The 14814-nt window shown below is 56.8% G+C and carries 13 protein-coding genes, 2 tRNA genes, 1 rRNA gene and 1 other annotated feature; of the genes, 4 read left to right on the forward strand and 12 right to left on the reverse strand.

Annotated features, from left to right (window positions below; all coding sequences use genetic code 11):
• Positions 1-128: 128 nt before the first annotated feature.
• On the forward strand, positions 129-1016 hold the full coding sequence (gene ilvY / locus DXX3274_RS20840) for an HTH-type transcriptional activator IlvY (RefSeq protein ID WP_038920518.1): 888 nt from the start codon (positions 129-131) through the stop codon (positions 1014-1016).
• Positions 1016-1780, forward strand: a complete 765-nt coding sequence (locus DXX3274_RS20845) for a lysozyme inhibitor LprI family protein (RefSeq protein WP_042861478.1) — start codon at positions 1016-1018, stop codon at positions 1778-1780. Before ilvY ends, DXX3274_RS20845 begins: the two co-directional genes overlap by 1 nt.
• A gap of 3 nt (positions 1781-1783) precedes the next feature.
• Here DXX3274_RS20845 and DXX3274_RS20850 read toward each other — a convergent pair whose 3' ends face one another.
• From DXX3274_RS20850 to DXX3274_RS20880, 8 genes are all read right to left on the reverse strand, one after another.
• On the reverse strand, positions 1784-2524 hold the full coding sequence (locus DXX3274_RS20850; protein WP_042861480.1) for a DUF2461 domain-containing protein: 741 nt from the start codon (positions 2522-2524) through the stop codon (positions 1784-1786).
• A gap of 112 nt (positions 2525-2636) precedes the next feature.
• A complete protein-coding gene (ilvA, locus tag DXX3274_RS20855) occupies positions 2637-4181 on the reverse strand; it encodes a threonine ammonia-lyase, biosynthetic (protein ID WP_042861481.1) in 1545 nt (514 codons plus the stop codon).
• A 5-nt stretch (positions 4182-4186) separates the two neighbouring features.
• Positions 4187-6037: a dihydroxy-acid dehydratase gene (gene ilvD, locus DXX3274_RS20860; protein WP_042861483.1), complete on the reverse strand. Its 1851-nt coding sequence runs from the start codon at positions 6035-6037 to the stop codon at positions 4187-4189.
• A 69-nt stretch (positions 6038-6106) separates the two neighbouring features.
• Entirely contained in the window at positions 6107-7033 is a 927-nt protein-coding gene (locus DXX3274_RS20865; RefSeq protein WP_042861484.1) for a branched-chain amino acid transaminase, read from the reverse strand.
• 24 nt (positions 7034-7057) lie between these two features.
• Positions 7058-7315: an acetolactate synthase 2 small subunit gene (gene ilvM / locus DXX3274_RS20870; RefSeq protein WP_038920524.1), complete on the reverse strand. Its 258-nt coding sequence runs from the start codon at positions 7313-7315 to the stop codon at positions 7058-7060.
• Between the two features lie 17 nt (positions 7316-7332).
• Entirely contained in the window at positions 7333-8979 is a 1647-nt protein-coding gene (gene ilvG, locus DXX3274_RS20875; protein ID WP_042861485.1) for an acetolactate synthase 2 catalytic subunit, read from the reverse strand.
• 139 nt (positions 8980-9118) lie between these two features.
• Positions 9119-9217 (reverse strand): ilv operon leader peptide, encoded by a 99-nt coding sequence (gene ilvL / locus DXX3274_RS23175; RefSeq protein ID WP_071526243.1) that lies wholly within the window; start codon positions 9215-9217, stop codon positions 9119-9121.
• 139 nt (positions 9218-9356) lie between these two features.
• Positions 9357-10571, reverse strand: a complete 1215-nt coding sequence (locus DXX3274_RS20880) for an MFS transporter (RefSeq protein ID WP_042861486.1) — start codon at positions 10569-10571, stop codon at positions 9357-9359.
• Between the two features lie 344 nt (positions 10572-10915).
• Between DXX3274_RS20880 and DXX3274_RS20885 the strand changes: the two genes are divergently transcribed.
• Positions 10916-12442: a YifB family Mg chelatase-like AAA ATPase gene (locus tag DXX3274_RS20885; RefSeq protein WP_042861487.1), complete on the forward strand. Its 1527-nt coding sequence runs from the start codon at positions 10916-10918 to the stop codon at positions 12440-12442.
• A 62-nt stretch (positions 12443-12504) separates the two neighbouring features.
• Here the strand turns inward: DXX3274_RS20885 and DXX3274_RS20890 are convergent, their stop codons facing one another.
• Positions 12505-12843 carry a DUF413 domain-containing protein gene (locus tag DXX3274_RS20890; protein ID WP_042861488.1) on the reverse strand — a complete coding sequence of 113 codons (339 nt, stop codon included), beginning with the start codon at positions 12841-12843 and terminating at the stop codon, positions 12505-12507.
• A gap of 119 nt (positions 12844-12962) precedes the next feature.
• On the opposite strand from DXX3274_RS20890, the gene hdfR reads away from it, so the two are divergent.
• On the forward strand, positions 12963-13787 hold the full coding sequence (gene hdfR, locus DXX3274_RS20895; protein ID WP_042861489.1) for an HTH-type transcriptional regulator HdfR: 825 nt from the start codon (positions 12963-12965) through the stop codon (positions 13785-13787).
• A 346-nt stretch (positions 13788-14133) separates the two neighbouring features.
• Here hdfR and DXX3274_RS20900 read toward each other — a convergent pair.
• The 3 genes from DXX3274_RS20900 to rrf form a co-directional block, all read right to left on the reverse strand.
• A tRNA-Trp gene (locus tag DXX3274_RS20900) sits at positions 14134-14209 on the reverse strand.
• Between the two features lie 8 nt (positions 14210-14217).
• Positions 14218-14294 (reverse strand) — tRNA-Asp (locus tag DXX3274_RS20905).
• A gap of 66 nt (positions 14295-14360) precedes the next feature.
• Positions 14361-14476 (reverse strand): 5S ribosomal RNA (gene rrf / locus DXX3274_RS20910).
• Positions 14477-14605: 129 nt separating this feature from the next.
• Positions 14606-14814, reverse strand: a sequence feature (23S ribosomal RNA rRNA prediction is too short).

A 14814-nucleotide genomic window follows, 5' to 3' on the forward strand; every position in this document is an offset into this window, starting at 1 on the left:
GTTCGGGACGGCGTTAACCACCGCCGTCAGAATGTCATTATGATATGACAGGAAATACATTGCTTAAATTGATATATTAACAACGTCATATTGCAAGAATTGCAACATTAAAACGAGACACGGCGCGCATGGACTTACGGGATCTGAAACTTTTTTTGCATCTGGTGGAGAGCCGCCACTTCGGCCGCACCGCCAAGGCGATGCATATCAGTCCCTCCACGCTGTCGCGCCAGATCCAACGGCTGGAGGAGGACATCGGACAGGCGCTGTTTTTGCGCGACAACCGCACCGTACGCCTGACCGACGCCGGCGAGCATCTCAAAACCTTCGCCCAGCAGACCCTGCTGCAATACCAGCAGTTACGCCTGATTCTGCAACAACGCGGCCAGTCGCTCTGCGGCGAGCTGCGGCTGTTCTGTTCGGTGACCGCCGCTTACAGCCACCTGCCGCCGATTCTGGATCGCTTCCGCGCGCGGTATCCGCTGGTGGAAATCAAGCTCACTACCGGCGACGCGGCTGATGCGGTGGACAAGGTGCAATCCAATGACGCCGATCTCGGCATCGCCGGACATCCGGAAACGCTGCCAGCCAGCGTGGACTTTATGCCGATCGGCAAGGTGCCGCTGGTGCTGATCATTCCGGCGCTGCCCTGCCCGGTGCAGGCGCAGGCATTGCTGCCGCATCCGGACTGGTCGCAGATTCCGTTCATCCTGCCGGAACACGGACCGGTGCGGAAAAGAATTGACGTCTGGTTCCGCCGTCAGCACATTACCAATCCTCCCATCTATGCCACGGTGTCCGGCCATGAAGCGATGGTCTCGATGGTGGCGTTGGGCTGCGGTATCGCTCTGATTCCTGACGTGGTACTTGAAAACAGTCCGGAACCGGTGCGTAATCGTGTGTCGATATTGGAAGCGCAAGCCATGGAACCGTTCGAGTTGGGCGTCTGCGTGCAGAAAAAGCGCCTGAACGACCCGTTGATAGCGGCATTTTGGGAAACCCTACAGGAAAAATGATGAAACGATCGCTTGCTACGTTACTGCTGCCACTGGCTGTGGGTTGCAGTGCGCTCCCGGCGCTGGCCGCCAGTTTTCCCTGCCAGCAGGCCGCCTCGGCGCAGGAGAAACTGATTTGCCAGACGCCGGCGCTCAGCCAACTGGATGACGAGCTGGCAAAAGAGTGGCAGAAATCACGTGCGTTTCTCACCGGCAACCCCGAACGCGTTGCGCAGGACAAAAATCTGACCCAGTTCCAGCGCAACTGGCTGTCCAGCCGCAATACCTGTCGGGATGAAGAGTGCCTGCGCCAGAGCTACCAGCAACAGCTTAACCGCTTGCGCTACCTGAACGATGTCACCCAGCACACGATGCCGGATCCGATAACCCGGCCACGCCGCGGCAGCTGCTTTGACGGCGACTACAGCTACGAGTATTACCTGCAGTTGTCCTCCCAGGAGTACGCCGAACTGAGCGATTACTTCAAGGAAATGTACGACCAGAAAGCGCCGTACCACCTGGTCAACCTGACGCTGAATACCGAAGACGGCGACATCACCGGCACCGGTTCGGTGGCGTTCCGCTATGCCAACAAGCTCGATGACATCACGCTCAGCGCCCGCCAGATGACCGACACTCAGGCCATCGGCCAGACGGAAAGCAGCTTCGGCGGGCAGAAAAAGCTGCTGTTGACCTGCGTTGATAACCGGCAGGTACAAATCACGGTGTTTGACGCCGCCGGTGAAAGCTATCTGTTTGATTATTTGATGGTGAAGGGCAAGTAACCCTCAGCGACTAAACCACTTCTCATCCAGAAAGGCGGGGCTGACTTTTTCTGGCTCCGCCGCTTTCTTCATCGCTTCAATCTTCATCAGATAGCGATACAACGGCTCCAGCCGGGTAAAGCCTTTCGCCAGCACCGACGCCAATTCACCGCTAAACAGAGGTTCCTGATCCTGACGGGTGGTCATGACCGCAAACGATTTACGGTTGTACCAGTGCGCCAGTTCTGGCTCCTGATCCTTAATCAGCGGCCGTTTATAACTCTCGCCCACCAGCTCAAACTCACGACCCAGACAGGCCGCGACGTCCAGAAAGCCCTGCGGATTATCGCGCAGCGTCTGCCGGAACAGCTCCATGGTAGTGCGGCTGGCGCTGTAGTACCCCAGCCCGTAGCTCCAGTCATACGGCGTCAGTTCGAAAAAGTAGACCGGCGCATCGGTCCAGTCTTTATGGGTACGTTTGAAGGTGAACCACATTTTGTCGCGATAGCGGGACTTGTCGTGAGAAAAGCGGGTGTCACGGTGAATGCGGGATAACGTTTTGCCCACCGCCGGCTTGGTTTCAAAATGGTCGTCAATCTGCAGCATGGCGATAGATAGCGACTCCACCAGCGCCCGAAAGGGGGTCAGCAGCCGGTCGTCATACTCCTGCCGGTGCTCTTCAAACCATTCTTTGCTGTCCTGCTGGCGTACCTGCTGCAAAAACGTCAGCGTCTGCGGCGAAAACCCGTTGAATCCCGTTGCCATGATGTGGTGTCCCTGACTGACTGGTGAGACGTCAAGCCTACCGCAGCACGCCATAAAATAAAATGCGCCCGGCGGCGTAAAACCGTCGGGCGCATTCGGAAAAGCTAACGGACTAGCCTTGCAGGAAGAAACGGAACGCGGGATTCTGCGTCTCATCGTGGCACTCATACCCCAGCGCCTGCAGATGCTGCTCGAACGCCGGGTCATGCTCTGTACGTTCAAAGGCCGCCAGCACGCGACCAAAGTCGGTACCGTGGCTGCGGTAATGGAACAACGAGATATTCCAGTACGTTCCCAGCGTATTGAGGAACTTCAGCAACGCGCCCGGCGACTCCGGGAATTCGAAGCTGTACAGCCGTTCCTTCAACGGCTTGGACGGCCGCCCGCCGACCATGTAACGCACATGCAGTTTCGCCATCTCGTCGTCGGACAGGTCCACCACCTGGTAACCGCCCGCCTGCAATTCCGTCAGAATCTCGTGGCGCTCGGCGTTGCCGCGCGTCAGTCGCACGCCGACAAAAATACAGGCGTTGTCGGCATCGGCGTAACGGTAGTTGAACTCGGTGACGGAACGCCCGCCCAGCAACTGGCAGAACTTGAGGAAACTACCCTTCTGTTCGGGAATGGTCACCGCCATCAGCGCTTCGCGCTGTTCGCCCAGTTCGCAGCGTTCGGACACGTAACGCAGCCCGTGGAAGTTGACGTTGGCGCCGGACAGAATATGCGCCAGCCGTTCGCCCTGGATATTGTGCTGCTGGATGTATTTCTTCATCCCGGCCAGCGCCAGCGCCCCGGACGGCTCGGCAATCGCGCGCACATCCTCGAACAGATCCTTGACCGCCGCGCAGATGGCATCGCTGTCGACGGTGATGACATCGTCCAGATACTCCCGGCACAGGCGGAAGGTTTCGTTACCGATGCGTTTCACCGCCACCCCTTCGGCGAACAGCCCGACGCGCGGCAAATCCACCGGCTGGCCGGCGTCCAGCGCCGCCCGCAGGCAGGCGGAGTCTTCCGCTTCCACGCCGATCACCTGAATCTGCGGCATCAGTTGCTTGATCAGCACCGCGACGCCAGACGCCAGACCGCCGCCGCCGACCGGCACGAACACGCGGTCCAGATGGGCGTCCTGCTGCAGCAGTTCCATCGCCAGCGTCCCCTGCCCGGCGATCACCGCCGGGTGGTCGAACGGCGGCACAAAGGTCATGTGCTGCTGTTGCGACAGTTCGATCGCCTTGGCTTTGGCTTCATCAAAGTTGGCGCCGTGCAGCAGTACTTCGCCGCCAAAATCACGCACCGCATCCACCTTGATGTCCGCCGTGGCGACCGGCATCACGATCAACGCGCGAATACCGAGACGGCTGGCGGACAGCGCCACGCCTTGCGCATGGTTGCCGGCCGAAGCCGTCACCACGCCGTGCGATTTCTGCTCGTCGCTGAGGCTCGCCATCATGGCGTAAGCGCCGCGCAGCTTGAAGCTGTGCACCGGCTGACGATCCTCGCGCTTCACCAGAATGACATTGCCAAGCCGTGAGGAAAGTTTATCCATCCGTTCCAGCGGCGTGACCTGCGCCACTTCGTATACCGGCGCGCGCAACACCGCGCGCAGGTACTCCGCTCCGCCGGGTTCGGCGGGAAGAGGTAGAGAAACAGCCATGGCGTTTAGCCTCCCAGCTTGCTCTTGTCTCGGACCGCGCCTTTGTCGGCGCTGGTAGCCAGGCTGGCGTAAGCGCGCAGCGCAAAAGAAACCTGACGGTTACGGTTTTTCGGCGTCCAGGCGGCATCGCCGCGCGCCAGTTCCTGCTCGCGGCGGCGAGCCAGCTCGTCGTCGCTCACTTCCAGCGCGATACCGCGTTTGGGAATGTCGATAGCAATCATGTCGCCGTCCTGCACCAGACCGATAGTGCCGCCGTTGGCCGCTTCCGGCGATGCGTGACCGATGGACAGGCCGGAGGTGCCGCCGGAGAAACGACCGTCGGTGATCAACGCGCAGGCTTTGCCCAAGCCCATCGATTTCAGGAAGCTGGTCGGATAGAGCATTTCCTGCATGCCGGGGCCGCCTTTCGGGCCTTCGTAGCGAATCACCACCACGTCGCCGGCCTGCACGCGACCGCCCAGAATCGCCTCTACCGCGTCATCCTGGCTTTCATACACTTTGGCCGGACCGCGGAACACCAGGCTGCCTTCGTCCACGCCGGCGGTTTTCACGATACAGCCGTCTTCGGCCAGATTGCCGTACAGCACCGCCAGACCGCCATCCTGACTGTAGGCGTGTTCGCGGGAACGGATACAGCCTTCCTGACGATCGGTATCCAGCGAGTCCCAGCGGCAGTCCTGCGAGAACGCCTGCGTGGTGCGGATGCCCGCCGGGCCGGCGGCAAACATTTTTTTCACCGCCTCATCCTGCGTCAACATGACGTCATAAGCGGACAGCGTTTCCGGCAGGGTCAGACCCAGCACGTTTTTCACGTTCTTATTCAGCAGCCCGGCGCGATCCAGCTCGCCCAGAATGCCGATAACGCCGCCGGCGCGATGCACGTCTTCCATGTGGTATTTCTGGGTGCTCGGCGCCACCTTGCACAGCTGCGGCACCTTACGCGACAGGCGATCGATGTCGTCCATGGTGAAGTCCACTTCCGCTTCCTGCGCCGACGCCAGCAGATGCAGTACGGTGTTGGTGGAACCGCCCATAGCGATGTCCAGCGTCATGGCGTTTTCAAACGCCGCCTTGGTGGCGATATTGCGCGGCAACGCGCTGACGTCATCCTGCTCGTAGTAACGCTTGGTCAGTTCAACGATGCGTTTGCCCGCGTTGAGGAACAGCTGTTTGCGGTCGGCGTGAGTCGCCAGCAACGAGCCGTTGCCCGGCTGAGACAGACCCAACGCTTCGGTCAGGCAGTTCATCGAATTGGCGGTGAACATGCCGGAACAGGATCCGCAGGTCGGACAGGCGGAACGCTCAATCTGATCGCTGTCAGCGTCGCTGACGTTGGGGTTGGCGCCCTGGATCATGGCGTCCACCAGATCCAGCTTGATCAACTGGTTGGAGAGTTTGGTTTTCCCGGCTTCCATCGGGCCGCCGGAGACGAAGATCACCGGAATGTTCAGGCGCAGCGAGGCCATCAGCATCCCCGGCGTGATTTTGTCGCAGTTGGAGATGCACACCATCGCATCCGCACAGTGGGCGTTGACCATGTACTCCACCGAGTCGGCGATCAACTCGCGGGAAGGCAGCGAGTAAAGCATACCGCCGTGCCCCATGGCGATACCGTCATCCACCGCGATGGTATTGAATTCTTTGGCGACGCCGCCGGCGGCTTCAATCTGCTCGGCGACCAGTTTGCCCAGATCGCGCAGGTGAACGTGTCCGGGTACGAATTGCGTGAACGAGTTCACCACGGCGATGATGGGCTTGCCGAAATCGGCGTCGGTCATCCCTGTGGCGCGCCACAGGGCTCGCGCTCCAGCCATATTACGACCATGCGTGGTGGTGGCTGAACGGTACTTAGGCATACTCTGATTACTCCAGTTTAAACAGGTAGCCGGCGGCGATTAACGCCACCGGAAAAAGTCTTTCTTCAATTAACGATTTACCGGGTCCAGCCAGCCCCATTTGTCTTCCGTCTCGCCGGTGAACAGGCCGAAAAACGCCTGTTGCAGCTGTTTGGTGACCGGGCCGCACTTGCCGATGCCGACCTGAATGCCGTCCACGCTGCGAACCGGGGTGATCTCCGCCGCCGTGCCGGACATGAACACTTCATCCGCCAGATACAGAGATTCGCGCGACAGCACCTGCTCACGCACCTCAAAACCTTTGTCTTTCGCCAGCTTGATGATGGCGTCGCGGGTGATGCCCGGCAGTGCGGCGGAAGTGAACGGCGGGGTGAAAATCACGCCGTCTTTTACTTCAAACAGGTTTTCGCCCGCGCCTTCGGATACGTAACCGTTCACATCCAGCGCGATCCCTTCCTGATAGCCATGACGGCGCGCTTCGCTGCCCACCAACAGGGAAGACAGATAGTTGCCGCCGGCTTTGGCCGCGGTCGGAATGGTATTGGCGGCGACGCGGTTCCAGGACGACACCATGGCGTCGATCCCCTGATCCAGCGCTTCTTCTCCCAGATACGCGCCCCACGGGAACGCCGCGATAATCACATCGGTGTTGTAGCCGGCCGGCGGGTTAACCCCCATGCCGACATCGCCAACGAATACCAGCGGGCGGATATACGCGCTGGTCAGTTTGTTCCGACGCAGCGTTTCACGGCAGGCTTCCATCAGTTCATCAACGCTGTAGGAAATCGGCATACGGTAAATTTTGGCTGAATCATGCAGGCGCTGCATGTGTTCACGATGACGGAACACCGCCGGCCCTTTGTGAGAACTATAGCACCGCACGCCCTCAAACACCGACGTGCCGTAATGCAGCGCGTGGGACATCACGTGAACTTTGGCATCCGCCCAGGGAATCATTTCGCCGTTGAACCAGATATAGTCTGCTTTTTTAGTCATTGTTGATTTTCCTTACCGATGCCGTCAGGCACGTATTTGTTGTGATGTGAGCGGCTGGATCTCCACACAGGCAATGTCCAGCAGTTTGCTTAATTGGGTTGACAATAAATCCACCGGTCTGTGGCTGGCAACGGTCATTTCAATCTGTACCTGATCGTCATTATTCGCCTGCGTCATGTTCATGGCGCAGACCTGAAAGCCGCGGTGACGGGTCACGCGCAACACGCGCTCCAGAACTTCCGGACGATAACGGGCCTGAATGGAAAGCTGATGATGTGTCATGGGAAAATCTCCTGCCATTATTCTGTTTTATCCAGCATCGTTTCATTACCGGCGCCAGGCGGCACCAGCGGCCAGACATTCTCATTCTCGTCGATGGAAACATGCAGCAGGTAAGGACCTTCGCTGTTCAGCAGCGCATCCAGGGCGGAATCAATCTGGTCTTTATGGGTGATTTGCTGGCCGGGAATGCCGAAGGCGCTGGCCAGCATCAGGAAATCGGGGTTATCGGAGAGGTTGGTTTCACTGTAGCGTTCGTCGAAAAACAGTTGTTGCCATTGTCGCACCATGCCCAGCCGCTGATTGTCCAGCAACACGATTTTCAGCGGCAGACGTTTTCGCTTGATGGTGCCGAGCTCCTGCACATTCATCATGAAAGAGCCGTCACCGGAAATACAGATCACGGTATCGTCGGGGCGCGCCACCTGAGCGCCGACCGCAGCCGGCACGCCGAATCCCATGGTGCCCAGACCGCTTGAGGTGATGAAATTTTCCGGGCGGGTGAAGCGCATATGTTGGGCGGCCCACATCTGATGCTGCCCGACATCGGTGGTGATCACTGTGTCGGCCGGCATGCGGTCCGCCAGAGTGCGGAGCAGCGCCGGGGCATAAATGGCCTCACCCGGATGATCATAGCGCCACTCGTATTCGGCCTTCATCATCGCCGCCTGCTGACGCCAGTCAGCGATGTCCAGCGGTTGTTGCAACGCTGGCAGCAGTTGATTCAGATCACCGCACAGCGCCACATGCGCCTGCCGCAGTTTATTCAGCTCCGCCGGGTCGATATCCATGTGGATCACGTTGGCATGCGGCGCAAACGCGCTCAGTTTACCGGTCACCCGGTCATCAAAGCGCGCGCCGACGGCGACCAGCAAGTCGCACTCTTGCACCAGCAGGTTAGCGGCGCGGGTGCCGTGCATGCCGATCATCCCGAGATAGTACGGGTAGTCTTTCTCCACCGCGCCCAACCCTTTCAGGGTCGCCACGGCGGGAATCCCGGACGTTTCGATAAATGCGCGCAGCGCCGGAACCGCCTGCGCCATGCCTACGCCGCCCCCCACATACAGCACCGGTTTTTTCGCCTTCGCCAGCATCGCCCGCGCTTCCGCGGCCTGATGGGTCGAGAAGGGCATAACGTCATCCACCGGCATGAAACACGGAGAGAAATCTCCTTCCGCCAATTGAATATCCTTAGGAATATCAATCAACACCGGGCCGGGGCGCCCACTACGGGCCACGGCGAAAGCTTCGGCCATGATTTCCGGCAACGACGCGATGGAGTCAACCAGAAAACTGTGCTTGGTGCAGGCCAGCGAGAGGCCGAGTACATCGATCTCCTGAAAGGCGTCGGTCCCGATCAGGGCTGAGCCAACCTGGCCGGTAATCGCCACAATCGGTACTGAATCCAGCAACGCATCCGCCAAACCGGTAATCAGATTGGTCGCACCGGGGCCGGACGTCGCAATACAAACCCCAACGTTGCCGGTAGAACGGGCATAACCGATGGCGGCCATGGCTGCCCCCTGCTCATGGCGGCAGAGCAGGTGTTCCACGCCGCCGTCGTACAACGCATCATAGACCGGCATAATCGCGCCACCTGGATAACCGAATACGGTCTCCACTCCCTGCGCCCGCAACGCTTGTACCACCCACTGCGCACCATTCATAGTTATTTCCCCGACTCTACCTGGGGGAAACAGGATTTTATGCTAATCGACATTGTCTGCTCCCTTGTTGCGATTGTCGGCCCATAAAAAAACCCCCGACCTTTCGGTGCGGGGGTTTTCTTGAATTCGGCCTTGATTTCTAAGCCATTCTTCGTCCAAGTGCAGCCCCGCACGGTGGGATAATAATCACCACCACGCTAATCACGACTAGGCTAATCACCAGGTTGAAGGCTTTCATTTCAGGTTGTTCATTAATCTACTGTCGAACGAATACCTACAGAGTTATCACAGCAAGCCCCGCTATGACAACTCTTTTTTTCCGCGACCATTGGGTTAACCAACCGATAAGCATCACAAAACGGCTTATTATTCATGCATTAACCCGCCGCATGCGACATTGTGCTTTTTGTCGCCCACTTTCGTTCGGAAAACGCCGCCAGCACGGCAATCATGATCGCCACCACTCCGGCGACCATCGCCATAGCGAGCGCATAGTTATGGTTGTGGGCTTCGGCAATGCTCGCCTGCAGCGTGGCATTAACCGATGCAATCAGGTTGCCGAGCTGGTAGACAAAACCGGGGAGCACCGCCCGCGTGTTGCTCGGCACCAGCTCATTCAGGAAGGTCGGAATCACGCCCCAGGCGCCCTGCACCATGAACTGCATCAAAAACGCGCCCAACCCCAGCGCCCAGGGGCCGTGCGAGAACGCCCACAGCGGGATCACCGGCAACGCCAGCAACGCGGCCGCCATAATCGCTTTCTTCCGACCAATGCGTTCCGACAGCGTACCGAAAAAGATGCCGCCGATGATCGAAGCAATATTGTAGCCGATGGCGATCATACTGACGGTTTTCGCGTCAAAACCATGCTGGATTTTCAGAAATGCCGGATACAGGTCCTGCGTGCCGTGGCTAAAGAAATTGAACGATGCCATCAGCACCACCAGATAAAGGCAAAGTTTCCAGTGCGTCTTTAACACCGGCAATAACGCCGTGCTTTCCTTGCGTACCCTGGCAGCCCGCCATACCGGCGATTCTTCTACACAAAAATAAATAAACGGCAGCAGCAAAATAGGAATCGCGCCAATGATAAACATGCCGCGCCAGCCGATCTGATCAAACAACAATCCATAAACCACCGCCGCCAGTAAGTAACCAAACGGATAACCGGCCTGAAAAATGCCTGACATCAACCCACGGGAACGGTCCGGAATGGTCTCCATCGCCAGCGAGGACGCCACACCCCAAATTCCCCCCATCGCCACGCCATACAGCACTCTCAACAGCAGGAATACCGTAATACTCGGCGCCGCGGCGGATAACAGCTCAAACACCGAGAACAGCACGATGTTCAGCATCAAAATCGGCTTGCGGCCAAACTTCTCCGCCAGCCGTCCCAACAGCAGCGCGCCGATAGGACGAACGGCCAGCGTCAGCAGAATGGCCAGCGTCACCTGTTCCATGCTGACAGAAAAGGCATGGGCGAGTTCGCTAAGCAGAAAAACCAGAATGAAAAAATCAAATGCATCCAGCGCCCAGCTCAAAAAGCTGGCAATCGCTGCATTACGTTGCAGGGCAGTCCAACCAAACATAATTTTTATCCTGATAGTGAGACAGCTTCACGTCATTAACAGGCTGAACGGCAAACGATGCCGCAGTCGATGAGGCGATGTGAAAATCGCAGATGATATTTTAAATATTTGTTAAATACGCTTCTCATGACAATCGGGCAATGCTGTGTTCGGTATGAATCTGTTGCGAATACGGCCACCTTGTAACTTTTTATTAACGACGGTAGGAAGCACGCACACAATTTTATGAATCCCGCCTGAAATAGCAGATTGTTTTATGGCGACGCCTCGCAAAGTGGTCATAACTACGATGTCACAAAGCGGCCGGACCGGCATGATGCCCGCCTCACAGGGAGGAACGAGCAATGACACTGGCTGTGACCTACACGCGAGCCACCATCGGTATGCAGGCACCGGAAGTTTCGATTGAAGTGCATATCAGTAATGGCCTGCCCGCACTGACACTGGTCGGTTTACCGGAAACCACGGTCAAGGAGGCTCGAGATCGGGTGCGCAGCGCTCTGATCAACTGTGGCTTCACCTTTCCCGCCAAGCGGATTACCGTCAATCTGGCGCCTGCGGACCTACCGAAAGAAGGGGGACGATATGATCTCCCCATCGCCCTAGCCATTCTGGCAGCCTCAGAACAGATTGCCGGCGAGAAACTTGCTCAGTATGAGTTCCTTGGCGAACTCGGGCTGTCAGGCAGCCTGAGAGGCGTTCATGGCGCTATTCCGGCGGCGATGGAGGCGCAAAAAGCAGGCCGGGGGCTGATTCTGCCGGAAGACAACAAAATGGAAATCACTCTGGTTCCACATGGCGATACGTTGCTGGCTAATCACCTGTTGCAGGTCTGCGCCTTTCTGCAAGGCGAAACGCCGCTGCTGCACGGCAATGATATTACGCCTGAAACGCCAGCCCATACGCCGATAGCGGACCTGAAGGACATCATCGGTCAGGAACAAGCCAAACGCGCGCTGGAAATTGCGGCGGCGGGAGGACATAACCTGCTGTTGCTCGGTCCGCCGGGCACCGGGAAAACCATGCTGGCCAGCCGTCTGCCTGGTTTGTTGCCGCCGCTTGATGACGAGGAGGCACTGGAAAGCGCCGCCATCAACAGCCTGATTGATATTCAGCCCAGCCTGTCGCAATGGCGTAGCCGGCCGTTTCGTTCGCCTCACCATACTGCATCCATTACTGCGCTGGTCGGTGGCGGCGTACTGCCCAAACCTGGTGAGATCTCATTGGCGCACAATGGTGTGTTGTTTCTGGATGAATTGCCGGAATTTGAACGACGGGTACTGGACTCGCTGCGGGAACCGCTGGAATCAGGCGAAATTGTAATTTCCCGTACTCGCGCCAAAGTCTGTTATCCTGCCCGTTTTCAGTTGGTGGCCGCCATGAACCCCAGCCCATCAGGCCACTATCAGGGCATCCACAATCGCATGCCGGCACAGCAAATTCTGCGTTACCTCAACCGGCTATCCGGCCCATTTCTGGATCGCTTTGATTTATCCATTGAGGTGCCATTGCTGCCCCCCGGTATTCTTCGCCAGCAAACACGCATTGGCGAAGACAGTGCAACCGTACGGGAGCGGGTATTTGAAGCCAGAAAGCGGCAGCTAGCCCGCATCGGCAGAATCAACGCACACATGAAATCGGATGACATCGCCTGTCACTGCCGATTGAAAAGCGAGGATGCGGCGTATCTGGAAGAGGTGATGAGCAAATTAGGACTGTCGGTCAGAGCCTGGCATCGGATACTGAAAGTCTCGCGTACGATTGCCGATCTGGGAGGAGAAGATCAGATTCATCGTACTCATTTGTCGGAAGCGCTCAGCTATCGTTGTATGGATCGCCTGCTAATTCAGTTGCACAAGAGTCTGGCATGAACCCAAGCCTGCATCAGTTAATCAGCAGCAGAAATAAAAATGGGGCCGGAGCCCCATTCAGATTAATCATCGCTTTCTGTGTACTCTTCCACGGTGTCCATTTGCGGCTTGCCGCCAGACAGCGTATGGAAACGTTTAGGACGACGAATACGGCTGACGTACTTCGCCCAGATTTTTTCCAATTCGGTCTGTGCTGCGCGCTCACCGCGGCATACAGCGACAAACTGGCTCTCTTCCTCTGTCACCGGATGACGTTTGCCCGAATCAAGTTCGTTAAATGCCTGTCCATGACGCTCCAGCAGTTGAGCTTCTTTAATCGTAAAGTCACCATGCCGGGAAAAACCACGTGGATAGAATTTGTTATCAAAAAAACGACTGGTTGTTGAGAAGCTTTCCGCCATCTTACACGCTCCTAATTCTCATATGGTCGTGCCGTTTATGGCGCGGAGTATTAGATAGGCTTGACTTCCTGTAAAACAAAACATTTAAATCATGACGACAAAAAATTTTGGAGGAAAGCATGGATACCGACTTACTGAAAACCTTTCTGGAAGTCAGCCGGACAAGACACTTCGGCCGGGCGGCCGAATCATTGTATCTGACGCAGTCAGCGGTGAGCTTTCGTATCAGGCAACTTGAAAATCAACTGGGCGCCAATTTGTTCACCCGGCACCGTAACAATATTCGACTGACGCCCGCCGGCGAACGTCTGCTGCCTTATGCGGAAAACCTGATCGGTACCTGGCAAATAGCCAAAAAAGAGGTCGCTCGTTCCCAGCAACACAGCCAGCTTTCCATAGGCGCTACGGCTTCGCTCTGGGAGGCGTTCCTGACACCCTGGTTAAATGAACTCTATCAGCAACGCCCACTGTTGCAGCTAGAGGCAAGAATCGCACTGCGACAAACGCTGATTAAGCAACTCCATGAACGTCAGTTGGATTTACTGATTACTACCGAATCGCCGAAGATGGACGAACTTTCTTGTCAGTTATTGGGCAATTTCTCTTTATCTCTGTTTACTACCGATAATGCATCAGCAGAGGAACGACCCTATATCAGGCTGGAATGGGGGGCAGATTTCCATCAGTACGAGAATCACTGGCTGCCGGGTGATCAGGTACCATCACTCACCACGTCTTCCGCACACCTGACGCGGCAGTTGATGTCAACCATCGGTGGCTGTGCATTTCTCCCCAGCGACTGGTCACAGCACTATCCTGAACTGCACCCGATTCCTGAGGCCAATATCGTGGTTCGACCCTGTTATGCTGTCTGGCTTGGAAACAGCGATCAACAGGAGCTGATTAAACAGTTACTGAAAACCCCACTGAATATAGCTTCTTAAACCATTATCAATGCACTATGCGATCTGCCTGAAAGTCCTACGGGCTTTCGGAAGATCGATAGACCTCATTAACCAGGCATTATTCTTCGCAGATATACCTGCCAGTGAAGGGCCGTTACACACTCCAGATTTTATTAAGACATGCGCCATCATGAATCATGAAGGATGACAGCGATTCTATTATTGCGGTGTAGACCCTCACGGGAGGCAAGCCAAACGCACATCCTTGTCGCAAGTAGGCGCTAAAGCACATCATCGGCATGCTTGTCAGAAGGGGAACATATGAGATGAAAACTAACGGACGAAAAAAAACCCTTCACGCTACCGTGAAGGGCTATTTTTGGTTTGGCAGGGGCGGAGAGGCTCGAACTCCCAACACCCGGTTTTGGAGACCGGTGCTCTACCAATTGAACTACGCCCCTAAATAGGGTGGCGGTGCGGACGGGACTCGAACCCGCGACCCCCGGCGTGACAGGCCGGTATTCTAACCGACTGAACTACCGCACCACCGATTCTGTACGTTATCAGAGGAGTCAATCCGATAACCGGTGTCTTCTTACACCACAATTTGATGCCTGGCAGTTCCCTACTCTCGCATGGGGAGACCCCACACTACCATCGGCGCTACGGCGTTTCACTTCTGAGTTCGGCATGGGGTCAGGTGGGACCACCGCGCTCTCGCCGCCAGGCAAATTCTTTTCATTCCAACCGTTATGCCCACACTTTCGCGTCGCACAACCATCGGAACCAATCCATCGAACAAGCTAAATTCGCGTCTCTCTCACCAAAACACCTTCGGTGTTGTAAGGTTAAGCCTCTCGGGTCATTAGTACTGGTTAGCTCAACGTATCGCTACGCTTACACACCCAGCCTATCAACGTCCTCGTCTCGAACGTCCCTTCAGGGGCCTCAAGGGCCCAGGGAAGACTCATCTCGGGGCAAGTTTCCCGCTTAGATGCTTTCAGCGGTTATCTCTTCCGCACTTAGCTACCGGGCAATGCAATTGGCATCACAACCCGAACACCAG

Source organism: Dickeya sp. NCPPB 3274, assembly GCF_000406205.1.
Classification (GTDB): Bacteria; Pseudomonadota; Gammaproteobacteria; order Enterobacterales; family Enterobacteriaceae; genus Dickeya; species Dickeya fangzhongdai.